The organism is Thalassospiraceae bacterium LMO-JJ14 (assembly GCA_021555105.2).
Lineage (GTDB): Bacteria > Pseudomonadota > Alphaproteobacteria > Rhodospirillales > Casp-alpha2 > UBA4479.
In genome coordinates, this window is the sequence record CP134604.1 from 2,499,409 (window position 1) to 2,523,154 (window position 23,746).

The following is a 23,746-nucleotide window of genomic DNA, read 5'->3' on the forward strand; positions in this document are numbered from 1 at the left end:
ATGAATTGTCAATTCACCCGAATGCAACTCAGATATGAAACCCCGGCATCAATCAACCGTTCAGGATTTTCGCCGCGTCGATGGCATGATAGGTCAGCACACCATCGGCGCCGGCGCGCTTGAAGCCGGTCAGCATTTCCATCATCACCGTTTCATAGTCGAGCCAGCCGGCATCGCCTGCGCCGCGCAGCATCGCGTACTCGCCGGAAACGTTGTAGGCGAAGGTCGGCATGCCGAAGGTCTGTTTAACGCGCTGCACGACATCCAGATACGGCAGGCCCGGCTTGACCATGACCATGTCGGCGCCTTCGGAAATATCCATTCTGACTTCGCGCATCGCCTCGTCGGTGTTGGCGGGGTCCATCTGATAGGTTTTCTTGTCGCCCTTGAGCGCACCGCCTGAGCCGACCGCATCGCGGAACGGGCCGTAAAAACCGGATGCATACTTGGCCGCGTAGGACATGATGGCGACGTGATCGAGACCGCTTTCATCGAGCCCGGCGCGGATCGCCGCAATGCGCCCGTCCATCATGTCGCTGGGCGCAATGACGTCACAACCGGCTTCGGCCTGGCAGATGCTTTGTTTAACCAGGGATTCAACTGTCTCGTCGTTGAGGATCACGTCGCCTTTGACGATGCCGTCGTGACCGTCGGAATTGAAAGGGTCGAGCGCAACGTCGCACATCACGCCGATGTCCGGGACCGTGTCCTTGATCGACTTGACGGCGCGGCAGACCAGATTGTCCGGGTTCCACGCTTCGCATGCATCCGGAGTTTTCAGCGACGGGTCGATATAGGGAAAAATCGCTACCATGGGGATGCCGAGCGATTTCGCATCCTTCACCGCACCGGCCAGCAGATCGCATGAAAGCCGTTCGACACCGGGCATCGATGTGACCTGCTCGCGCCGGCCTTCGCCTTCGATGACGAACACCGGCCAGATCAGATCGCCCGGCGTCAGCACGTTTTCGCGCACGAGATCGCGCAGCCACGGTGTCCGCCGGTTGCGGCGCATGCGGGTCGATGGAAAACGCGGTGTCGGCATCGTTTGGCTCACTCCCAGGGTAATTTCGGCGTAGTTTCGCGATGCCACCGCCCGAGGGCAAGGGTTTCATGCGTCCGGTATCGTACCTATCTTGGAATAAAGGAGCGCAAAATGGAAAGAACCCTGCTGTATTTCGCCGACCCGATGTGTTCGTGGTGCTGGGGTTTCGCCCCGGTGATGGAGAAGATTTGTGCAAAATCGGAAGGGCAGGCGGAACTGGTCGTCATGCTCGGCGGTCTTCGCCCGTTTACCGATCATGCCATGACCGACAAGGACAAGGCGTATGTCCGCAACCACTGGGAACACGTGGCGGAAGCGTCCGGACAATCGTTCGATTTCAGCTTTTTCGAGCGCCCCGATTTCACCTACGACACCGAACCCGCCTGCCGTGCGGTGGTTTCGGCACGGCGGCTCGGCCCGCAATTCGCCTATCCGATGCTGAACAGGCTGCACCGGGCATTCTATGCCGAAGGCCAGGACACCACCGATCCCGACACACTGGCCGATCTTGCCGCCGAGACCGGCATGCAACGCAATGATTTTCAGGCCGAATTCGAGAACGAGGACACCAGACAGGAGACCCTCGCCGATTTTCATTATGCACAACGCTCGCAGATCAGCGGGTTCCCGACCCTTGTCGGCATTGCCGAAGGTCAAACCCCGGCCGCACTGACGATCGGGTTCCGCCCCTGGAAAGATATGGAACCGGCAATCGCGCAGTGGCTTTCCGCCCAGTAATAGCCCTCATCCCTTGACAGCCGGGGCATCGGCGGGCCATATCCGGTCGCTGCACCGGTCCTGACGATTTACGCCAACTCTTGCCATCCCAATGGGGAGCGACAAATGAAAGAGACCTTACGCACGGTCATCTATGCTGTTCTGATTGCGCTCTCCATCCGTGTGATGGCGTTCGAGCCGTTTTCGATCCCGTCAGGCTCCATGATACCGACCCTGCTGGTCGGCGATTATCTGTTCGTGTCGAAATACGCCTACGGCTACAGCCGTTATTCACTGCCGTTCGGCCTGCCGTTGCTGCCCGCCGAGCGCGTGATGTTTACCGAGCCCGAGCGCGGCGACGTCGCCGTCTTCAAGCTGCCGCGCGACAATTCGACGGACTTCATCAAGCGCGTCATCGGCCTGCCGGGGGACCGCATTCAGGTGCGCGGCGGTATCCTGCACATCAACGGCCAGCCGGTTGAGCGCAAGAAGATCGCCGATCACATCTTTGAAGCCGCACCCGGGCAGTTTTCGCGGATTACGCAGTTCATCGAGACCTTGCCGAACGGGGTCGAACATCTGATCGTCGAAAAAAGCGACGACAACCTTGGCAGCGACAACACTTCCGTCTATACGGTGCCGGCCGATCATTACTTCATGATGGGCGACAACCGCGACAATTCGAACGACTCGCGTTTTTCCAGCGTCGGTTTCGTGCCGCGTGAAAACTTCGTCGGCCGTGCCGAATTCATCTTCTTCTCCATCGACGGATCGGCCTGGAAAATCTGGACCTGGCTCGACAAGCTCAGACCTTCACGGTTCTTCACGAGCATCGAATGAGCGCTGCGCTGGACACGCTGCAGGCCGCCATCGGCTATACATTCAGGGACATCGGCCTGTTGCGCCATGCGCTGGTTCATTCCAGCGCCGCGTCGGTGCGCCTGAAATCGAATGAGCGTATGGAATTCCTGGGCGACCGGGTGCTCGGTCTGGTGCTGGCGGATATGCTGCTCGATGCCTATCCCGACGAGGAAGAGGGCGAGATCAGCTATCGCTTCACGGCGCTGGCACAGCGTGACGCGTTGGCCAACGTTGCCGCCGAAATCGGCATCGCCGATCATCTTTCATTGTCGAACGGCGAGCACCTGACCGGCGGACGCGAAAACCCCGGCATGCTGGCCGATGCCACCGAAGCCGTGATCTGTGCGATCTATCAGGACGGCGGGCTGGAAGCGGCGCGCAAATTCATCCTCACGTTCTGGGCGCCGATGATGCGCGAAAACCGCCGTCCCCCGAAGGACCCGAAGACGACGCTGCAGGAATGGGCGCAGGGCCGGGGGCTCGGCCTGCCCACATATCGCATTACCGCACAGGAAGGCCCCGACCATCAGCCGGTGTTCACTGTGGAAGTCTCGCTGCAGGGACAGAAATCCGCCAATGGCGAGGGCGCCAACAAACGCGCCGCCGAACAGGCTGCCGCCGAAGCAATGCTGGCGGCCATTGAAAAGGACAATTCATGAGCGACGACAGCCAGCAACAGACCAGCGCCGGTTTCGTCGCCGTTCTGGGCGCACCGAACGCCGGCAAATCGACCTTCGTCAATCGGGCGGTCGGCGCCAAAGTCTCTATCGTCTCGCCGAAGGTGCAGACGACACGGACCCGCGTGCTCGGCATCGCCATAAAGGACGGGGCGCAGATCCTGTTCGTCGACACGCCCGGTATCTTTCAGCCGCGCCGCCGGCTCGACCGCGCCATGGTCGCCAGTGCCTGGGGCTCGGCCGGCGATGCCGACGTCATCATTTTGATGATCGACGCGGAACGTGGGCTGGACGCCAATTCGCGCGGCATTATCGAGGGCCTGCAGAAACGCAAGGCCGACAAGCCAAAGGCGCCGGCGCCGGTGCTGGTGCTGAACAAGGTCGATATCGCCAAAAAGCAGAACCTTCTGGTGCTGACGAAGGAACTGAACGATCTCGATCTGTTTTCCGATGTCTTCATGATCTCGGCATTAAGCGGGGACGGGGTCGATGACCTTGTCGGCTACTGCGCCGAACGCATGACGCCGGGGCCGTGGCTATTCCCCGAAGACCAGATTTCCGACATGCCGGCGCGCCTGTTGGCGGCCGAAGTGACGCGTGAAAAACTGTATCTGCAATTGCAGCAGGAACTGCCCTATGCGGCGACGGTGGAAACCGAAACGTGGACCGAACTCAAAGACGGTTCGATCCGGATCGAGCAGGTGATCTTCGTCGAACGCGACAGCCAGAAAGCCATTGTGCTCGGGAAAAAGGGCTCAAGGATCAAAGAGATCGGCGCCGCGTCCAGGAAGGAACTGGAAGAGATGTTCGGCGGCCGCGTGCACCTGTTCCTGTTCGTCAAGGTGCGCGAGAAATGGGGCGACGACCCCGAGCGCTACCGCGACTGGGGTCTCGACTTCAACGCTTAATAAAGCCGTCATCCCGGACGCGACGATTTTCTACTGAACACCAGCATTGTTAAGAATGAGGGTGAGAAATCCATACAAAATAAACAGCATCCCTGAATTGGCCAAAAACTTCGCCAGTCGGGCGAGAGAAACACCTTTCGGATTATAGTACGTTTCCGGGTCACGGAGACTTCGCCAAGAATAACCGACGACATCAAATACGCTGTACCCGGGTTTTCGGAAAAACACCGCGATGCCTACAAGTGCGATTGCAACCACATACTGCAAGAACACAAAAGCACCAATTCCCCCGCAAGCGCACCAATCGAACATCGTTTCTCACCCCGCCATCATCATCAAAAGTCTCAACATAGTTGCCCCCTCACTAGTTCTCTCCCCCATACATGGGGGAGAGAGACTCACGGACGACCACTACGCTTACCTTATCCCTCTCCCCCTTATAAGGGGGAGAGGTTAGGTGAGGGGAGCTTCCTCAGACCTTATCCAGCGCTTGGGCAATATCGGCGATGATGTCGTCGATGTGCTCGAGGCCGATAGACAGCCGCACGTAGCCCGGTGTGACACCTGCGCGCGCCTGATCTTCAGCGGATAGCTGCGAGTGCGTGGTCGAGGCCGGGTGAATGGCCAAAGAGCGCGCATCGCCGATGTTGGCGACGTGATACAGCAGCTCCAAGCTGTCGATGAACTTGCGCCCGGCATCCTTGCCGCTTTTCAGCTCGAACCCGACGAGCGCGCCATGCCCGCCGCTCAAGTACGCATCGCGGCGCTTCGCCGCTTCGCCTGTCTGCAGGGACGGATGAATGACGCTTTCAACCTTGTCATGGCCGTTCAGGAACGCCGCGACCTTGGCCGCGTTGTCACAGTGGCGCTGAATGCGTAGCGGCAGGGTTTCGATCCCCTGAATGAACTGGAAGGCGTTGAACGGGCTCATCGCCGAGCCCATGTCGCGGAGCAGGATGACCCGCGCACGGATGATGTAGGCAATCGGCCCCAGCGGCTTGACGGCTTCGGTCCAGACCGCGCCGTGATAGCTCGGATCCGGCTCATTCAGCGTCGGGAAGCGCGCACCGCCGGCTTCCCAGTCGAAGTTGCCGCCGTCGACCAGCATGCCGCCGATCGAGGTGCCGTGACCGCCCATGTACTTGGTCGTCGAATACAGCACCACCGCCGCGCCGTGCTGCAATGGTTTGCAGAGAATCGGCGCCGCCGTGTTGTCCATGATCAGCGGCACGCCCATCTCCCGGCCGATGTCGGCGACGTCCTTGATCGGGAACACCTCCAGCTTCGGGTTCGGCAGGGTTTCGGCGTAATAGCAGCGGGTCTTGTCATCGGTCGCGGCGCGGAAGTTTTCAGGATCGGACGGATCGACGAAGCGGCATTCGATGCCCAGGTCCTTCAGCGTGTTCGCAAACAGGTTCCACGTCCCGCCGTAGATATTCGTCGAGCAGACGAAGTTATCGCCGGCCTTGCAGAGGTTCAGAACCGCGAACGTCGATGCCGCCTGACCCGATGCCAGCGCCAGCCCGGCGACACCGCCCTCGAGCGCGGCAACGCGCTTTTCCATAACGTCGCAGGTCGGGTTCATGATGCGCGAATAGATGTTGCCCAGTTCCTTCAGCGCGAACAGGTTTTCCGCATGCTCTGTGCTGTCGAACTGATACGACGTGGTCATATGGATCGGCACGGCAACGGCGTTGGTGTCGTCCTTGCGATAACCGGCGTGCAGCGCCAGCGTTTCGGGATGCATCTTGCTTTCGTCCATGAGATTTCCTCCGCTCTGGGTTATGATTTGCGCGGATCATTCTCGGCAGGGACAGAGATGTCAATGTCAGGTATCCGGCAGCCCGCGCCGGGTGACGTATCAAGTGAAATATGAGCGATAGGCGAAAAGGGCGGGCACGCCGCCGGTGTGTACGAAGACCACATTGTCGGCAGGATCAAAAGTCCCGTCGCGTGCCATGGACATCAGACCCGCCATGGCCTTGCCGCTGTAAACCGGATCGAGCACGATCCCCTCGGTCGTAGCCAGAGCCGATACGGCTTCCTTCATGCCGTCGGTTGCCTGACCGTAACCGCCTCCGAGAAATTCATCGCGAATATACACATCCGCTTGGCTAACTGCCCCATCCGCGCCGATCAGCCGGGCCGTTTCCCGGGCTCTTTGCAAGACCCGTTCTTCCTGCGCAGCGCGGTGGCGTCGGACACAGATACCAATTACGCGCGCCGGATGGCCCAGCGCCTTCAATCCGGCCAGCATGCCGGCGTGGGTCGCGGCGCTACCACTCGGTAACACCACCGTATCGATGTCGAGACCGCTTGCGTCCGCCTGAGCGAGCAGTTCGTGCGCCGCGTCTACATACCCCAGCGCGCCAAGGTGCGGATTCTTCGGCCCCATACCAAGGACATAGGGTCGTTGCCCCGCAGCGCGGAATTCCGCGGCGCGAACTTCCAGCGCGGCATCAGCAGCTTCTTCATCTTCGCCGACCGGAAATTCGTGCACGCTGGCGCCGAACAGTTTCTGCAGAAACGCATTGCCGGTTTCGGCATAGCCGGGATCCGACGTTTGGACCCGGTTTTCGCGCTGGATATCGCACCTCAGCCCGAACTTCGCACAGGCTGCCGCAACGACGCGAAGGTGGTTCGATTGGACGGCGCTCGTGGTCAGGACCGTATCCACATCCTTACCCAGAATATCGCCGAAAACGTACTCCATCTGGCGGACCTTGTTGCCGCCAAGCGCAAAGCCTGTGTTGTCGTCGCGCTTGATGTAAATGTTGGGGCCGCCGATGTGCGCCGTCAGTCTCGGCAGATACTGGAGAGGTGTCGGCGTTTCGGCAAGTACGGCGCGTGCGAAACCGGCGGTCAGCGGACAGGCCCCTTCGCTCAGGCGGCGCGCTTGCGCGGTGGCGCTTATGACGTTGTCGTTCATCGTCGTCCAATCAGATAAGTAGAGAGTTGAAACCAGAAATTCGCGGCGATTGCCGCCGCCGCGCCGGAAGCCGGGAGTGGGGCGCAGGCACGGCGACGGCGGGTATCCCTTACATCAAGCCGTTTTCCTTGAAGTAACGAACAGCACCTTCGTGGAAAGGCGTCGCCTTGGCGTTTTCGATCATTTCTTCCTTTTTCAGCGTCGCCAGAGCAGGGTGCAGGCCTTTGAACGCATCGAAGTTTTCGAAAACTGCCTTGACCAGTTGATACACCGTGTCGGGCGACGATTTCGTCGAAGATATGAAGACAGCGCCGACGCCGAAGGATTTGACGTCGTTCGGCGTTCCCTTGTAGAGCCCGCCCGGAATCGTCGCATATCGGAAATAGGGTTTGCTTGCTACGAGTGCGTCAATCTTGGGACCACTCACTTCGGCCAGTACTGCACCACAGTTTGACGACGCTTCGATCATGCCCGCGAAAGGATGACCGGCGACCCAGTTGATGGCGTCGATCTTGTCGTCACACAGCGCGGCCGGGGTTTCCGCCGACTTCAGCTGCGCAGCCATTTTCAGATCGTCGTTGGAATGGCCGAGGGCCGGCCACATGGTTTCCCAAACGGCAAGGGTACCGGAACCGGGATCGCCGATATTGACGCGTTTTCCCACCAAATCGTCGACATGTTTAATATTGGCTTCTTTGCGCGCGATTATGGTCACTGCCTCCGGATGGACCGCGAAAATAGAGCGCAATTCCTTGAAAGGGCCGCTTTCCTTGAACTTGCCGACACCCTTGTAGGCGAGCCATTGAACGTCGGACTGGGCGATCGCCACGTCCATTTCGCCCGCGCGGATCGTATTCACGTTATATACCGAGCCGCCCGTGGACTCGACGGAGCAGCGAACGCCGTGAGTCTTGCGGTCTTTGTTGACCAGGCGGCAGATCGCGCCACCCACGCCATAATAGGCACCCGTGACACCACCAGTCCCCAACGTGATGAATTCGGCAGCCTTCACCGGCGACACGGCCGCAGCCGATGATATCGCCAGGAACATCGCTGCCCCCACAAAACTGAACTTCCTGAGTTGCATTTCAAAATCCTTTTTGCATGAGTTGCCAAAACACATTGCCAGATGTTCAGGACGTTTCATTCGCCCCCCTGATTCTTAATCTGTTGTTTGTTCTGTTACTTAACGGCAGTCTTTGAAATGCAATCAAATTATTTGTTAGCATAAGATTATAACTGAAACTTATGCTAATATTTGCCACGGGGTCGACTGGATCAGGATAAGCCGTTGAATTTCAGACAAATAGAGGCATTCCGCGCCGTCATGTTGAGCGGTACCGTCACCGGTGCCGGAAACGTCCTTTGCGTGACGCAACCGGCGGTATCGCGGCTTATCGCGGGGCTGGAAAGCGATGTCGGCTTCAAACTGTTCGAACGAAAACACAACAGGCTGGTCCCGACGGTCGAAGGCCGGCAGCTTTATCTCGAAGTCGAACGCTCGTTCACGGGTCTGGGTCAGATCGCGGACGCCGCAGACAGCATCCGCAATATGGAAAAGGGGCGGATCAATATCTTTGCCACGCCGATCATGACATACGGCACGCTGCCGCGGATCATCAAGACCTTCAAGGCCGACTATCCGGATATCTATATCGAACTTCTGTCCGGACCGCGTGACATCGTCACCGACCGCATCGCCTCGCAGCGCTACGATATGGCGATCGAAACACCGCCCATCAACGACCCGGCGATCGACGAACGGCCGTTATCGAGCATGGATGCAGTGTGCGTGCTGCACAAGGATCACCCGTTGGCGCAGGCTTCTGAAATTCATGCCCGGGATCTCGAAAACGAAATGTTCATATCGCTGCCGCTGGGCGCCGAGTTCCGCACCAACACAGACGACGTATTCCGGCGGCTCGATATCCAGCGCAACGTTACCGCCGAAACGGATACACAGCAGTCGATCTGTCAGCTTGTCGCCGCCGGGGTCGGTGTCGCCGTCGTCAGCCCCTATGTCGTAAAGGACATGACGTCACTGCCGCTGGTCTTCCTGCCGTTCCGACCCGCCATCAAGGTATCGTACGCGCTTCTGTTCCCGGCATTGCGGCCGATTTCTTCCGCCGTCGGCACCTTCACCCGCTATGTGGTCGAACATTTCGCACGGGAATTCGGCAGTACGGATCCGGGGGCTGTGTAGCTTACCTTTGGCGTTCGCTCGCCGCGTTCTGGTTACGCGGTTAAAACGCGCGCGGGGAAACATTATCAATATCAGCAAATAATTACCGATAAATGCCATATCGCTCGCACGCCGCGATCAGGATCCGCGACAAAAGCTGCGTGTAGGAATTCCCCTCGAAACCCGCCATCAGGTTGAACTTGCCGTCCCAGCACCAGCCCGGGTTCGGGTTCGCTTCCAGCAACTTGATGGTGCCGTCGGCGGCGGCACGGAAGTCGAAGCGTGCGTAATCACGACACCCCAGACGCTCGAACAACTTGAACGAGTAGCTGACGATTTCCTGTTCCGATGCCTCGTCCATGCTGGCCTGACGATACTGAATCTGCGTCCAGTAAGGGCTGTCCGGTAGCCACTTGGATTCGTAGCCGAGGATTTTCGGCAATTTCGGATCAAGGCGGGAGTAGTCGACTTCCAGCACCGGCAGCGCGCGCAGGCCCTGTTTCGGGTTACCGATGACGCCGACGCTGTATTCCGCGCCGGTCAGGTATTCCTGCACCAGAAGCGGCTTGCCGGCGAATTCCACCTGTAATCTTTCCAGATAGTCGAACAAAGCCATCTTGTCGTGCACGACCGCGTCCGCCGTGATGCCGATGCTGGAGTCGCCGAAGTTCGGCTTCAGCATCGCCGGGAACACGGCCGGCAGGGTCGCCGACTGATCACCCGCACGAATAAAGGTTTCCAGCGGCACCGGAATGTCGATGGACTGGGCGACGGCGCGCACCAGTGCCTTGTCGTAGCACATGGCAAGGCAGCCTGGCCCGGCACCGGTGTAGGGCAGGTCGTGCATTTCCAGCAACGCCGGCACGTGCAATTCCTTGAACGCATCATTGCGGTAGCCTTCGTCACACAGGTTGAAGACCAGTTGGCTCTCGCAGACCTCCAGATCGCGTTCCAGCGACTTGTGATTGTCCAGATAGGTGAACCGGAAACCTTCGGTATCGCTGAGCGCATCCTTCAGTTCGTTGATGGTCTCGAAGTCTTCCTCGTTGAACTGGCCGCCACGCTTGACCGTATCGGGCAGGCGCGGATCACCCATGACGACGGAGATATCGACAATCTTCCGGCCGCGCTTGACGGGACGATCGCGACGCGGCGCCTCGGCGGTCAGCAGCATGCGCTGCGCCATCATGCCCAGATCCTGATTGCGGTCGGACTTGGTCTCGACGGTTTCATGGCGCGCCACGTCGCGGAACCCGGCTTCGCGCAGGCTTTGGGAAATACGCTCGAAGCTGTACAGCCTTTCGGCATAGAACTGGTCGGCGATGACGCCGCTTTCATCGTTGCAGATGACCTCGCGCGAGATCAGCCGGTCACCATTGGACGACAGTGCACGTTCGCGGCAGACGAAATGGTGCTTGTCGACCCATTCCCATGATCGGGCTTCAAAATGCGTGCGGATCCACTCGCCGTCGGTGATGTCGAGCAAAAGGGTGCCGCCCGAACGCAGCGCCCGCGCGCAGGATTTCAGCACGCGCTGGTCGTCCTGATCGGACGAGAAATACCCAAACGCATTGCCCATGATCAGGATCGCGTCCTGACTGGCTTCGCTCAGGCGCGGCGTGCGCGCATCGCCCTCGCGGAACGCAGCCTTGCTGGCAAGTCCTGCCTGCTGGGTACGGCGACGGGCGAGGCGGATCAGGTAGCGCGAACGGTCGATGCCGGTCAGGTTGCTGTAGCCACGCGATGCCAGCTCGATCACGTGGCGGCCCTGACCGCAGCACAGATCTGTGATCGCATCACCCGGACGCAGGCCGGTGGCGGCAATGGCCGCGTCGATCTCGGCACGTGTGTTGTCCGCGTTCTCGACCACGTCACCGTCGGTTAGCAGATAAAGACCGTCGAAAAGGGTACTCCACCAGTCTTCGGGAAGGTGGGCTTCAAGATCGGAAATAGGGCCGAGCCGTGTCCCCACCTGGGCCCGCTTGATCCGTGCCGGCGCAGCAGTGTTCATTCTGTTTTCCAGTAGAAAGATCAACGGCTTCACCCGGTACTCGGTCGCCGTATCAAATTCGCTATTGCGCCCATTCCTAAAAAAAATCAATTGATATTTTTAGCACGGAAGGGGTGCGGTTTTTGCAACCTTTTGCATATCCGCTTCGCCGTCATCCTGAACTTGATTCAGGATCCATGGAGGTCCTTGAGTCACAAAAAAACATGGGCCCTGAATCAAGTTCAGGGCGCCGAATTGTATTGCGTGCACCAGACGCCTCATGCGGTAGCGCGTGAACAACACCCTTTGACCAAAACTATCCCCCGTGATAAGTTGACGTTAACGTAAAGGGAAAGCTAGGTAAGCGAGGAGAATCTCGTCTCGCCAACGATTTCCGGTTACAATCATACGGCAGTTTCTTGGGAGAGAACATCATGCCAGACGACGGCAAACAGACCGCCGGGCAGACATCGCCGGCGACAGCCGCAGACAAGCCTTATACGCCGAAAAATCCGGTCCGTTTCGTGACCGCGGCGAGCCTGTTCGACGGCCACGATGCCTCGATCAACATCATGCGCCGGATTTTGCAGGCGGGCGGGGCCGAGGTCATCCACCTGGGCCACAACCGCTCCGTCGCCGAAGTCGTCAACGCCGCCATCCAGGAAGACGCGCAGGGCATCGCGCTGTCGTCGTATCAGGGCGGGCATGTGGAATACTTCAAGTACATGGTCGACCTGCTGAAGGAAGCGGGCCGCGACGACATCAGGATCTTCGGCGGTGGCGGCGGCGTCATCGTGCCTGAGGAAATCCGTGACCTGCACAGCTATGGCGTGACGCGCATCTTCTCGCCCGAGGACGGCCAGCAGATGGGTCTGCAGGGCATGATCCGCTCGATGATCGAGACCGCCGATTTCGATCCGACCGACGATCTGCCGAAGGACCTGGGCAATCTCGCCAAGGCCGATCACAAGGATCTGGCGCGCGTGATCTCGGCGATCGAACTCGGCAAGCTGCCCGAAGCCGACCTTGAAAAGCTCAAGGAACTGGCGGCCAAAAACGACAAGGCCCCTGTGCTCGGCATCACCGGTACCGGCGGCGCCGGCAAGTCGTCGCTGACCGACGAGCTGATCCGCCGCTTCAGGCTGTATTCCGAAGAGCCAAACATCGCCGTCATCGCCATCGACCCGACGCGCCGCAAAACCAAGGGTGCGCTTCTGGGCGACCGCATCCGCATGAACGCCATCGACACGCCGAATGTGTATTTCCGTTCCGTCGCCACGCGCGGCTCCAAGACCGAAGTGCCGGACTACCTGCCGGACATCATCACCGCCGCCAAGGCCGCCGGTTTCGACATGGTCGTTGTCGAGACGCCGGGCATCGGACAGGGCGATGGTGCGATTGTCGATCTCGCCGACGTGTCGCTGTACGTCATGACACCGGAGTTCGGCGCGCAGAGCCAGCTCGAAAAAATCGACATGCTCGACTACGCCGATTGTGTCGCCATCAACAAGATGGACCGCAAGGGTGCGCTGGACGCGGTGCGCGATGTGCGCAAGCAGGTGCAGCGCAACCGCGAGGCCTTCGGCACGTCGCCCGAAGACATGCCGGTGTTCGGCTGCATGGCGTCCAAGTTCGCCGATCCGGGCGTCACAGCGCTTTATCAGGAATTGCTGACGGTCTTTGCCGACAAAGGTTTCAACGCGCCACCGTGCATCATCGAGCCGGTGACGACCAAAGTCTCCGAACCGGGTCAGACCATCGTCCCACCGGAGCGCGCGCGGTATCTGTCGGAAATCTCGGAAACCGTCCGCGGCTATCACAAGATCATCGACACGCAATCAAAGCTCGCGCGTGAACGCCAACAACTGCGCGAGACCAAGCGCATGCTGACGGATGCCGGCGCGTCCTCGCCGGACGACCTCGACCGCCTGATCAATGCCCGCGACGACGAAATGGACCCGCGCGCCAAGAAGCTGATCGAAATCTGGCCGACCGTGGTCGAGAGTTATTCCGGCGACGAGTACGTGGTGAAGATCCGCGACAAGGAAGTGCGCTACAACCTGAAGCGCTCGACACTTTCGGGCAACCGCATCTCGCGGGTCGCACTGCCGAAGTACGCCGACGAGGGCGAACTTTTGAAATTCCTGCTTAAGGAAAACCTGCCCGGCAGCTTCCCGTATACTGCAGGCGTATTCGCGTTCAAGCGCGAGGGCGAGGACCCGACCCGCATGTTCGCGGGCGAGGGCGATCCGTTCCGCACCAACGCCAGATTCAAGTTTCTGTCCAAGGATTCAGACGCCAAGCGCCTGTCGACCGCGTTCGACAGTGTGACGCTGTACGGCTTCGATCCCGACGAGCGCCCGGACATCTACGGCAAGGTCGGCAACTCGGGCGTGTCCATCGCCACGCTCGACGACATGAAAGCGCTGTATGACGGCTTCGATCTGTGCAACCCGGCGACGTCCGTATCGATGACCATCAATGGCCCGGCGCCGACCATCCTGGCGATGTTCATGAACACCGCCATCGATCAGCAGGTCGCCAAGTTCGAAGAAGACAACGGCCGCGCGCCGACCGACGAGGAAATCGAAAAGATCAAGGCGTGGACGCTGGAAACCGTGCGCGGCACCGTGCAGGCCGACATCCTGAAAGAAGATCAGGGACAGAACACCTGCATCTTCTCGACCGAGTTCGCGCTGAAACTGATGGCCGATATCCAGTCGTACTTCGTGCACCACAAGGTGCGGAATTTCTATTCCGTGTCGATCTCCGGCTACCACATCGCCGAGGCGGGCGCGAACCCGATTTCGCAATTGGCCTTTACGCTCGCCAACGGCTTTACGTTCGTCGAGGCGTATCTGGCGCGCGGCATGGACATAAATGACTTCGCGCCGAACCTCAGCTTCTTCTTCTCCAACGGCATGGACCCGGAATACACCGTCATGGGCCGGGTCGCCCGGCGCATCTGGGCCAGCGCCATGCGCTTCAAGTACGGTGCCAACGAGCGTTCGCAAAAGCTCAAGTACCACATTCAGACGTCGGGCCGTTCGCTGCACGCGCAGGAAATGGACTTCAACGATATCCGCACGACGCTGCAGGCGCTGATCGCGGTTTACGACAACTGCAACTCTTTGCACACCAATGCCTATGACGAGGCGATCACGACGCCGACCGAAGACTCACTCCGTCGCGCCATCGCCATTCAGATGATCATCAACAAGGAATGGGGCCTGTCGAAAAACGAAAACCCGACGCAGGGCGCATTCATCACCGACGAGCTGACCGACCTGGTCGAGGAAGCGGTGCTGATGGAGTTCGACCGCATCACCGAACGCGGCGGTGTGCTGGGCGCGATGGAAACCGGCTATCAGCGCGGCAAGATCCAGGAAGAGAGCATTCACTACGAAACGCTCAAACACACCGGCGAACTGCCGATCATCGGCGTGAATACGTACCGCAATCCAAACCCTGTCGAGGATCGCGAGATTGAATTGCGCCGCTCGACCGAGGAAGAAAAGCAGAGCCAGATCACGCGGCTCCGCGATTTCCAGAAACGCAACGAGGCGGCATGCGCCGACATGATCAAGCGCCTGCAACACGCAGCGATCAACGACGACAACGTGTTCGCCGTGCTGATGGACGCGGTCCGGGTGTGCTCACTCGGCCAGATCACCGACGCGCTGTTCGAAGCGGGCGGCAAATACCGGCGGAATATGTGAATCGAGTTTAATCGCCCAACAACTCTGCGAGATATTCGTTGGAAAAGTCTGTCTTCAGTTCCACCCACATTGGAAGATGATCGGACATCTGAAAAGTACGCCAAGTATTGGTATAGTATTTCTTCAAGCGCTTCGTGTCCTCATCGCTGCCATCTTGGGGCCAATCGATATTTTCAGCATTTATCAAAGAGCGATAAACCGGTGCATCGGCAGGTCTATATACGGACTTGAAAAAATCAAACACACCGCTTTTTCCAGGCCGTAACTCGCCTTCACGAATCTTGAAGGCAATTTGATCGTAATGTTTGTCCCGCCGCATATTGGCGGGAATGTCGGCAAGGCTGTCGATTACCTTGAAGCCGTTGTCCGTCAGGGCTTTCATCGTCTCGTGTTCCGGGCTGATGATGTTGAAATCACCAAGCAGGATGTAATTGCTGTCCTTGGAATCAGCACGCTTCGAAAGGAACTTTGCGACCCTTCGGATTTCAGCTTTCCGCCGTTCCAGCTTTTCACCGGAGTCCGCGCCGTAATAGATGTGGACGGTGCATAATTGGAACTTGAACCAGCCGCTTTGGAAAGCCACAAGTGACGGCGTACGTGCAAATTGCAGTGTGTCGAGAACCAGCCGGCTTTTGGGTAATACGATCTGTCCGGCAATGTTTCTGAAGATGACCTTTCTTTTATCGTACACGAAAGCCATTCGTTCCTTGTTTCCACCTGGCCCCTCGGTGACATCGGTAACAATATGATCCCATTGCGGCCCGAGAAGGCGCATAACGCGATCCAGCGCCTTGAGGTCATCGTTAACTTCCTGAAGTGCGACAACATCAAAAGATGAAATGACTTCGGCAATATAGTGGAATGATTCAGTAAGGCGCGGCCCATGTCCGAATTTATTAGAATCAAAGTCGCGGATATTCCATGTCGCGATCAGTACGGTGTCATTGACTGTCCTTGGCGGAATTTCATTACGCAACTGTTTGCGTAATCGCTGCAGTCCATCAACCGTTCGATGTCGTAGTTCTTTTTTGTAGCGTTTAATCCCGTAATACATGGCCATGGCATATTCTCCTCGGAAAACATCCAGTCTTGATACACACATATCAGACTATCACAGCATTATTACACTTTTAACGCGTTTTTTTATTGCGCCTGTATGCCCCGCAAATACACCCGCTGAAATTTTGAAATACGTGCGATAGAATCCTGTGTCGGAGATTGCGTTATTTCAAAGCCGGTATTTCCCCATATACTTGGGCACATGAATCCCGATGACGTTCAGCTGCACGAAGTGCTTTTCGAGTTCCACCGTGTGGGCAGTTACATACGTGTCGTTGCCGTCGATCCCCGCAGCAATGTCGAGATCACCATGGTCGGCGACCCGCAAGTCGGCGAGGCGGCCTTGAAAAGGGCGGCGATCCGCAAGCTGAAATACGTGATCGCCAAGAAATTCAACGAACGCGGCGACGGTTCCATCGTCGTCTGAACCACCCAGGATAAATAGGAAACGACCGAATGAAGATGCGCGGCGCCGTACTGTACGAACAGGGCCTTCCCAGGCCCTACAACCAGTCCAACCCGCTGAAGATCGAAATGCTCGATCTGGACGGTCCGCAGCAGAACGAGGTTCTGGTCGAAATCCGCGCCGCCGGCCTGTGTCATTCCGACATGTCGACGATCGAGGGGATCCGCGCACGGCCGATCCCGACAGTGCTCGGCCACGAAGCTGCCGGGATCGTCCGCGAGGTCGGCCCCGGCGTCACCGACCTGAAAGAGGGCGACCACGTGGTTTGTGTCTTCGTCATGAGCTGCGGTGCGTGCTACGAGTGCACGCACGGGATGCCGCATCTCTGCGGCGCCAGCTTCGACAGCAAGATGAAGGGCGAACTGGTCGGCGGCGGCAGGCGTCTCAGCCTCAACGGCAAGCCGATCAACCATGCCGCCGGCATTTCATGCTTTGCCGAATACGCGGTTCTCGATCGCGCCTCATTGGTGAAACTACCGGACGACATCACGTTCGAGGACGCGGCCCTGTTCGGGTGCGCGGTGATCACCGGCGTCGGCGCCGTCACCAACACGGCCAAGGCGCAACCGGGCCAGCCGGTCGCCGTGTTCGGCCTTGGCGGGGTCGGCCTTTCAGCCGTCATGGGCGCGGTGCTGGCGGGGGCGGAGCCGATTGTCGCCGTCGATCTGAACGAAGAGAAAATGGCGCTGGCCAAGACCTTGGGCGCACATTTCACCGTCAATGCCGGCGAAGGAACGGAACGCACGGCGCAGGCGATCAAGGACGTGACTGGCGGCGGCGTGATGCACGCCATCGAGCTTTCCGGCACCATCAAGGGCATGGAAGCCGCTTATGCATCGTTGCGGTCCGGCGGCACCGTTACCGTTGCCGGCCTGACCCCGGCGGATGCCGTGTTCGAGCTGAAGCCCTACATGCTGACGGCCAAGGAATTCAAGATACAAGGCTGCTATATGGGGTCGTGTTCGCCGCCCGTCGACATGCCGCGCTTCGTCGACTACTACCGCGACGGCAAATTGCCGGTCGACAAACTCAGAACCGGCGAACTGGGCCTGGAAGGAATCAACGAAGGGTTCGAGAACCTCGCCGCCGGCACGGCGATCCGACAAATCCTCAAACCGCACGGGTAGGGGACGGCCCCTCACCCGGCGCTGCGCATCTCCCTCTCCCCTGGGAGAGGGGCTTTAATTGCATTCCGCGCGCGGCAGAACTTCGATCCGGCTGGGGGTGAGGGTGAGCGTGAAATCGCCGAAATCCTGTATCATGCGCTCGGCGATGCCGTCTTCGCGGTAATCGACTTCCAGCTCGAACTCCGGAATATCGCTGTGTCCGTGAAACGGGAAATAGGCCATGCGCACACGCCAGATATTTTTGCTGGTATTTGTGCCGGCAGCGCCGGGCAGGGCTGACGAAGCCCCGACCAGAAGAGGGTTGTGTGGTTTTTTCGCCGTCTGCCGGTTATTGGCGACGGCAACCTGACCGTCCGTCACCGGACCGATGACGATGGCATTAACTTCATATGGGTTATCTGTATTCGCGCCATCGAACACAACCTGCCTGAAGGGACCGTCACCCAACCGTGCATGTTTCAGCAGACGAATCAAATGTTCGGCCGGGAACAGCGTGCCGGGCGGCAGATCGACGGCGGTGAATTCTTCGTCGCTGAAGGATGCCCCGCCGCCTGCACTGTCCTTGCCGGCTTCACCGGCAAAGACTTCTTCGATCAGGCCGTTGCGTTTGTGATCCACGGCATACGTAAAATCCATGCCGTCGTAACTTTCAAAGCTGGAAAACGTCCACGCGGTCTCGACCACTTCGGGGGCAGCGCCAATCATTCCGTAATGAAGGCTGAGGGCAACGCGGGATTCAACATCCCAGCCATCGCACTGCGGCTCGAAGCGATAATACATGGTGCCGCGGGCATCCACCACATCGGACCCCTGTGACGTTGAGCCCAATTCCATCTGATACAGCGCGCGGTGCGGTGTGAAGGCCATTTTCGAGGCCTGCAGGACCGTTGTCGCCATGCCGTCACCGGGACATACGAAAAAGGCCAGCGCCGCTGACAACAACAGCGCGGCGCCCGGATACCCCTTTGACAAATACAGCGGTACGTTATTTGCGGCCATATTCACGGCCTCCCAGGTGTCGATGCGGTCGTTGCCGCATCATTGCCGTCAAGCTTAGCGTGGTTTTCGGGGAACTGTCCATTCTGACCAGGATAAGCCCGCGACCCTTCACCGTGGGGGGCCCCGCTTTTCCGAGCATTTATCCGGACATTTACCCGGCAATCCGCGCCAGACCGGCAATTTTTGCCGGGTCGGAAACGGCCTGGAAAGCCGTTAACGTTTGATAAACCATTGATTTGGATAGCGCCTTAAAGTGGCACGGCGCTTGCTCCCATAAAACCAAACAAGGGAGCCCGTTCATGCGGATTGATCAGCCGCCGCTGCCACTTGATATCGCCCGTCTCAATGTCGGGCCGTCTCTGCGTGAGAAGAGCGCAGGTGAAAGCGCAGAGAAAAGCACTGCCGAAGGCCGGGGCAGGGCGCTCGTCGCCTATCGCGATCCGCCGGGCAGGGACCTTGTCGCGGACCGCAAACGCACGGACGCCATTGAAGATATCGTCGATACCGAACCGGCCAAAGAACTGCCGCCGCCCAAAGACGGCTATAAGGTACCGGATGTGCGCCACATGACGCCGCGCGAGATGCAGGACTACAGCCAGAACCTCTATGCGGCGGGAGTGATCACCTTCGAAGATTACGAGGCCCTGGCGTTTCAACCCGAACTTCACCCTGATTTTGCGCGCACCATCGGCGCACTTACCGGCGAAAAGGCGCAGCCGGACCGGCCGCGCGACTATATCCGGCAATGGAACGATCGCGTTGACTACACGCAACGCTACTATCCGCAGAATTCCGAGGAAGTGCGTCAGGCACACCGAATTCACGAAGCGCTCATGGCCTTTCCCAGACGCACCGATATTTTCGTCTAAACCTGCGCCTCCGCCGGCATATAAAAACACCGCACCGAAACGTAGCGAGAAGTTGGCACGCGCGCGCTAGATATGGTATGAACCCCTAGCTTCTGATGGACATCCGCCCGGATGTTACAGAATGGATGAATTTATTAGACTTGGAATGGCAAGCAGATGGCTGGACAAACAGTAGCAATTGCCTGTGATCACGCCGGATTCACGCTGAAATCTCTGCTCAAGGCCGACCTCGAAGCCGATGGCTATACGGTGCTGGATCTCGGCACCAATGGCCCGGAAAGTGTCGATTACCCTGATTTCGGGTTTGCCCTGGCCGATGCCATCGCAGCGGGCAAAGCGGAAAAAGGCGTCCTCGTCTGCGGTTCGGGGATCGGCATATCCATCGCCGCCAACCGCAATCCGGCCGTTCGCGCCGCCGTCGTGACCAATTCACTGACAGCCAGGCTGGCGCGCCAGCACAACGATGCCAACGTCGTCTGTTTCGGAGAACGATTGGTCGGTTCCGAAGTGGCGCGCGACGCGATGAGAGTATTTCTTGAAACCGAATTCGAGGGGGGACGTCACGCCAGACGCGTCGACAAGCTCGCCTCGCCGCAAACCTGACCCCATATCAAGAGAAAGCCGTTCCATATGAGCAATAACGCCGACGCCGACTATCCCAGCGATTTCCACCAGCGCTTTTTTAATCAGCCGCTTTCCGAGCGCGACCCGGACCTTTTCGCCTCGATCACCGACGAACTGGCGCGCCAGCAGGACCAGATCGAGCTGATCGCATCCGAAAACATCGTGTCCCGTGCCGTCATGGAAGCGCAGGGCAGCATCATGACCAACAAGTACGCCGAGGGTTATCCCGGACGGCGCTACTACGGCGGTTGTGAATTCGTCGATGTTGCCGAGAGCCTGGCCATCGAACGCGCCAAGAAGCTGTTCGGCTGCTCGTTTGTGAACGTTCAGCCGCATTCCGGCGCACAGGCCAACGGCGCCGTGTTCATGGCGCTGCTCAAGCCGGGCGACACCATCCTCGGCATGTCGCTGGCCGCCGGTGGACACCTGACGCACGGCGCACCGCCGGCGCAGTCGGGCAAGTGGTTTAACGCCATCCAGTACGGCGTGCGCCCCGACGATCATCTGGTCGACTTCGATCAGGTCGAAAAACTGGCCAAGGAACACAAGCCGAAACTGATCATCTGCGGCGGCTCGGCGTATCCGCGGACCCTTGATTTCAAGCGCTTCCGTGAGATCGCGGACAGCGTCGGCGCGCTTTTGATGGTCGATATGGCGCACTTCGCCGGCCTGGTCGCCGCTGGCGTTCATCCGTCGCCGCTGCCGATCGCCGACATCGTCACGACGACGACGCACAAGACGCTGCGCGGACCGCGTGGCGGCATGATCCTGAGCAACAACGAAGACATCGGCAAAAAGATCAATTCCGCCGTGTTCCCGGGGCTGCAGGGCGGGCCGCTGATGCATGTCATCGCTGCCAAGGCGGTGGCCTTCGGCGAAGCGCTGACGCCGGAATTCGTCAGCTATTCCAAATCGGTCGCCGAGAACGCCAAGGTATTGGCGGCGACACTGCTGGAACGCGGGTTCGATATCGTATCGGGCGGCACCGACACGCACCTGATGCTGGTCGATCTTCGGCCCAAGGGCGTGAAGGGCAACGAAGCGGAAGTCAGCCTCGAACACGCCACCATGACCTGCAACAAGAACGGCATCCCGTTCGATCCGGAAAAACCGATGGTGACGTCGGGCATTCGGCTCGGCACGCCGGCGGCAACGACGCGCGGCTTCGGTCCTGAGGAATTCCGCCAGGTCGGCAATCTGATCGGCGACGTGCTTGAGGCGCTGGCCAAATCCAATGGAGACAATTCAGCAGCGGAAGCTGTGGCGCGAGAGGAAGTGAAGGCACTGTGCCAGCGCTTCCCTATTTATACGGACGTCTGATCGACGGTTCATTAAGGGGGGTTAAAAATTATGCGGTGCCCGTTTTGCGGAAATGACGACTCTCAGGTCAAGGATTCACGCCCGACCGACGATAATGCGGCGATCCGCCGCCGGCGTTTCTGTCCCGCCTGCGGGGCGCGCTGGACGACGTTCGAGCGGGTGCAGCTCCGCGAATTGACCGTGGTCAAGAAAGACGGCGAGAAGTCGCCGTTCGACCGGGACAAACTGGCGCGCTCGCTGTCGATCGCACTGCGCAAGCGCCCGGTGCCGGAAGACCGCATCGATCGCATCGTCAACTCGATTCAGCGCCGTCTTGAGACTCTGGGCGAGTCCGAAATTCCGACCAAGGTGGTCGGCGAAATGGTCATGGAAAACCTGCGCGAGCTAGATCAGGTCGCCTATGTCCGCTTTGCTTCCGTTTACAGAAACTTCCGCGAAGCCAAGGACTTCGAGGAATTTGTTGAACAAATCGGTGACGGAAACGACGACTAAACCAGGCTTCTCTCTGATCGACCGGGGGCATATGCGCCGGGCGCTCGGGCTGGCGCGCCGGGGGCTGGGCCGTGTCGCACCGAACCCGGCGGTGGGGTGCGTCCTTGTACGCCCGGATCTCGGATCATCAAAAGACGGTCGCATTGTCGGCGTCGGCTGGACCCAACCCGGCGGGCGGCCGCATGCGGAAACCGAGGCCATTCAACAAGCCGGTGATCTTGGAAATGGCGCGCATGCCTATGTGACGCTGGAACCGTGCAACCATCAGGGACAGACCGGCCCCTGCAGCGAAGCGCTCATTGATGCAGGTGTTGCGGCTGTTACCATCGCCGTCGAGGATCCGGACCCGCGCGTCTCGGGCAGCGGTATTCAGCGTCTACAGGATGCCGGGATCGATGTGCGGACAGGGCTTTGCGCCGACGAGGCCCACCGCCTCAACGCCGGCTTTATCAGCCGCGTGACGCAAAATCGCCCCTGGGTCACGATGAAGACCGCGACCACGCTGGATGGCGCCATCGCGTCGCGAACCGGTAAAAGCCAATGGATCACGGGCCCCGAAGCCCGGGCGCGCGGACATCTGCTACGCGCCGAAAACGATGCCATCCTGAGCGGGATCGGTACGGTGCGCGAGGACGATCCCGAGCTGACCTGCCGCTTACCCGGCATGCTCAATCGCTCGCCGGTCCGCGTCATCGTCGATCCGCGTCTTGAAATCGATATCGCGGCAAAGCTGTTCGACAGCATTGAAACGGCGCCCCTGTGGCTGCTTGCCGGGACCGGCGCCGATCCTGAACGCGCAACGCTGCTCAGGGGGGCGGGGGCCAGGATCATCGATTTGGCACCGCTGACGGGCGGGCGGATATCGCCGCAGGTCATTCTCGAAGCGCTGGCCGGGCACGGCATCACACGTGTCCTGCTGGAAGCCGGGAGCGCGCTCAGTGCATCCTTCATCGACGCCGCGCTGGTCGATGAAATCGCCTGGTTCCGCGCCGCCAGCATCATGGGCGGCGACGGCATGCCGGCGATTGCGCCGATGGCCGTCAACAGCCCGGAAAGTGCACCTAAATTCCGGCACATATCGACATTGGACCTTGATGGAGACGTGCTGGAGCGCTACCTCCGCCTTGGAAAAGAGGAATAGGCGCACATGTTCACAGGAATCATCACCGACATCGGGACCGTAAAGGCAGTTACCCGGGCAGGCGACACACGCTTCGACATCGCCACGCGCTATGACATGGAGAGCGTCGATATCGGTGCCTCGATCGCGTGTTCCGGCGCCTGTCTGACGGTTATCGAAAAAGGGCCGGGCTGGTTTGCCGTCCAGGCTTCGGGCGAAACCCTCGACAAGACCACCGCCGGCGACTGGCTCGAAGGTACACCGCTAAATCTGGAACGCGCACTCAAGGTCGGCGACGAGCTTGGCGGACATATCGTCAGCGGTCACGTTGACGGCGTTGCCGAAGTCACCGCCACCGAAGCCGTCGGCGACTCCCTGAAGATCGATTTCAAGGCTCCGGACAGTCTCGCCAGGTATATTGCGCAGAAAGGATCCGTTACCATCGACGGCGTGTCACTGACGGTAAATGACGTCGATGGCCCGGTCTTTTCCGTAAATATCATCGCCCACACGCAAACCGAGACAACCCTAGGGAAACTAAAAGCCGGGCATCGTGTAAATCTGGAAATAGACGTGCTCGCGCGTTATGTTGCCCGCCTCAACGACATGAATGGATAACCTTTTGCCAAGCAACAGCAAACC

The 23,746-nt window shown here is 59.3% G+C and carries 22 protein-coding genes; 14 read left to right on the forward strand and 8 right to left on the reverse strand.

What is annotated here, in order from left to right; all coding sequences use genetic code 11:
* Positions 1-52 precede the first annotated feature (52 nt).
* A complete protein-coding gene (hemB, locus tag L2D14_11785; protein ID WNJ98549.1) occupies positions 53-1,045 on the reverse strand; it encodes a porphobilinogen synthase in 993 nt (330 codons plus the stop codon).
* Between the two features lie 111 nt (positions 1,046-1,156).
* Between hemB and L2D14_11790 the strand changes: the two genes are divergently transcribed.
* The 4 genes from L2D14_11790 (at position 1,157) to era (ending at position 4,208) form a co-directional block, all read left to right on the forward strand.
* On the forward strand, positions 1,157-1,783 hold the full coding sequence (locus tag L2D14_11790; protein WNJ98550.1) for a DsbA family protein: 627 nt from the start codon (positions 1,157-1,159) through the stop codon (positions 1,781-1,783).
* 105 nt (positions 1,784-1,888) lie between these two features.
* Entirely contained in the window at positions 1,889-2,602 is a 714-nt protein-coding gene (gene lepB / locus L2D14_11795; GenBank protein ID WNJ98551.1) for a signal peptidase I, read from the forward strand.
* A complete protein-coding gene (gene rnc, locus L2D14_11800; GenBank protein ID WNJ98552.1) occupies positions 2,599-3,282 on the forward strand; it encodes a ribonuclease III in 684 nt (227 codons plus the stop codon). The genes lepB and rnc overlap by 4 nt, the downstream gene beginning before the upstream one ends.
* Positions 3,279-4,208 carry a GTPase Era gene (era, locus tag L2D14_11805; GenBank protein WNJ98553.1) on the forward strand — a complete coding sequence of 310 codons (930 nt, stop codon included), beginning with the start codon at positions 3,279-3,281 and terminating at the stop codon, positions 4,206-4,208. The genes rnc and era overlap by 4 nt, the downstream gene beginning before the upstream one ends.
* A 30-nt stretch (positions 4,209-4,238) precedes the next feature.
* On the opposite strand, the gene L2D14_11810 is transcribed toward era, so the two are convergent.
* The 4 genes from L2D14_11810 to L2D14_11825 all read right to left on the reverse strand — a co-directional run bounded on the left by L2D14_11810 (position 4,239) and on the right by L2D14_11825 (position 8,224).
* Positions 4,239-4,520, reverse strand: coding sequence for a hypothetical protein (locus tag L2D14_11810; protein ID WNJ98554.1), 282 nt, complete (start codon positions 4,518-4,520; stop codon positions 4,239-4,241).
* 160 nt (positions 4,521-4,680) lie between these two features.
* Positions 4,681-5,970: a PLP-dependent transferase gene (locus tag L2D14_11815; protein ID WNJ98555.1), complete on the reverse strand. Its 1,290-nt coding sequence runs from the start codon at positions 5,968-5,970 to the stop codon at positions 4,681-4,683.
* Positions 5,971-6,069: 99 nt separating this feature from the next.
* Positions 6,070-7,137 carry a D-cysteine desulfhydrase family protein gene (locus L2D14_11820; protein WNJ98556.1) on the reverse strand — a complete coding sequence of 356 codons (1,068 nt, stop codon included), beginning with the start codon at positions 7,135-7,137 and terminating at the stop codon, positions 6,070-6,072.
* Between the two features lie 109 nt (positions 7,138-7,246).
* The gene (locus L2D14_11825) at positions 7,247-8,224 is read right to left on the reverse strand and encodes a TAXI family TRAP transporter solute-binding subunit (GenBank protein ID WNJ98557.1); all 978 of its coding nucleotides are present in this window, start codon (positions 8,222-8,224) and stop codon (positions 7,247-7,249) included.
* Between the two features lie 204 nt (positions 8,225-8,428).
* On the opposite strand from L2D14_11825, the gene L2D14_11830 reads away from it, so the two are divergent.
* On the forward strand, positions 8,429-9,340 hold the full coding sequence (locus L2D14_11830; protein WNJ98558.1) for a LysR substrate-binding domain-containing protein: 912 nt from the start codon (positions 8,429-8,431) through the stop codon (positions 9,338-9,340).
* 82 nt (positions 9,341-9,422) lie between these two features.
* Here the strand turns inward: L2D14_11830 and L2D14_11835 are convergent, their stop codons facing one another.
* Positions 9,423-11,330, reverse strand: coding sequence for a methyltransferase domain-containing protein (locus L2D14_11835; GenBank protein ID WNJ98559.1), 1,908 nt, complete (start codon positions 11,328-11,330; stop codon positions 9,423-9,425).
* A gap of 413 nt (positions 11,331-11,743) precedes the next feature.
* Between L2D14_11835 and L2D14_11840 the strand changes: the two genes are divergently transcribed.
* Positions 11,744-15,028, forward strand: a complete 3,285-nt coding sequence (locus L2D14_11840) for a methylmalonyl-CoA mutase family protein (protein WNJ98560.1) — start codon at positions 11,744-11,746, stop codon at positions 15,026-15,028.
* A gap of 7 nt (positions 15,029-15,035) precedes the next feature.
* Here the strand turns inward: L2D14_11840 and L2D14_11845 are convergent, their stop codons facing one another.
* Positions 15,036-16,088: an endonuclease/exonuclease/phosphatase family protein gene (locus L2D14_11845; protein WNJ98561.1), complete on the reverse strand. Its 1,053-nt coding sequence runs from the start codon at positions 16,086-16,088 to the stop codon at positions 15,036-15,038.
* 201 nt (positions 16,089-16,289) lie between these two features.
* Here L2D14_11845 and L2D14_11850 point away from each other — a divergent pair, with 201 nt between their 5' ends.
* Positions 16,290-16,514 carry a hypothetical protein gene (locus tag L2D14_11850; GenBank protein WNJ98562.1) on the forward strand — a complete coding sequence of 75 codons (225 nt, stop codon included), beginning with the start codon at positions 16,290-16,292 and terminating at the stop codon, positions 16,512-16,514.
* Positions 16,515-16,543: 29 nt separating this feature from the next.
* Positions 16,544-17,680 (forward strand): alcohol dehydrogenase catalytic domain-containing protein, encoded by a 1,137-nt coding sequence (locus tag L2D14_11855; GenBank protein ID WNJ98563.1) that lies wholly within the window; start codon positions 16,544-16,546, stop codon positions 17,678-17,680.
* 54 nt (positions 17,681-17,734) lie between these two features.
* On the opposite strand, the gene L2D14_11860 is transcribed toward L2D14_11855, so the two are convergent.
* Positions 17,735-18,679, reverse strand: coding sequence for a DUF1849 family protein (locus L2D14_11860; GenBank protein ID WNJ98564.1), 945 nt, complete (start codon positions 18,677-18,679; stop codon positions 17,735-17,737).
* Positions 18,680-18,978: 299 nt separating this feature from the next.
* On the opposite strand from L2D14_11860, the gene L2D14_11865 reads away from it, so the two are divergent.
* From L2D14_11865 to L2D14_11890, 6 genes are all read left to right on the forward strand, one after another.
* Entirely contained in the window at positions 18,979-19,548 is a 570-nt protein-coding gene (locus L2D14_11865) for a hypothetical protein (protein ID WNJ98565.1), read from the forward strand.
* Between the two features lie 156 nt (positions 19,549-19,704).
* Positions 19,705-20,151: a ribose 5-phosphate isomerase B gene (gene rpiB / locus L2D14_11870; protein WNJ98566.1), complete on the forward strand. Its 447-nt coding sequence runs from the start codon at positions 19,705-19,707 to the stop codon at positions 20,149-20,151.
* A gap of 27 nt (positions 20,152-20,178) precedes the next feature.
* Positions 20,179-21,492 carry a serine hydroxymethyltransferase gene (glyA, locus tag L2D14_11875; protein ID WNJ98567.1) on the forward strand — a complete coding sequence of 438 codons (1,314 nt, stop codon included), beginning with the start codon at positions 20,179-20,181 and terminating at the stop codon, positions 21,490-21,492.
* 30 nt (positions 21,493-21,522) lie between these two features.
* A complete protein-coding gene (gene nrdR, locus L2D14_11880; GenBank protein WNJ98568.1) occupies positions 21,523-21,984 on the forward strand; it encodes a transcriptional regulator NrdR in 462 nt (153 codons plus the stop codon).
* Positions 21,950-23,125, forward strand: a complete 1,176-nt coding sequence (gene ribD / locus L2D14_11885; GenBank protein WNJ98569.1) for a bifunctional diaminohydroxyphosphoribosylaminopyrimidine deaminase/5-amino-6-(5-phosphoribosylamino)uracil reductase RibD — start codon at positions 21,950-21,952, stop codon at positions 23,123-23,125. Before nrdR ends, ribD begins: the two co-directional genes overlap by 35 nt.
* A 6-nt stretch (positions 23,126-23,131) precedes the next feature.
* Complete coding sequence (locus L2D14_11890) at positions 23,132-23,722, forward strand: riboflavin synthase (GenBank protein WNJ98570.1); 591 nt, start codon at positions 23,132-23,134, stop codon at positions 23,720-23,722.
* Positions 23,723-23,746 lie beyond the last annotated feature (24 nt).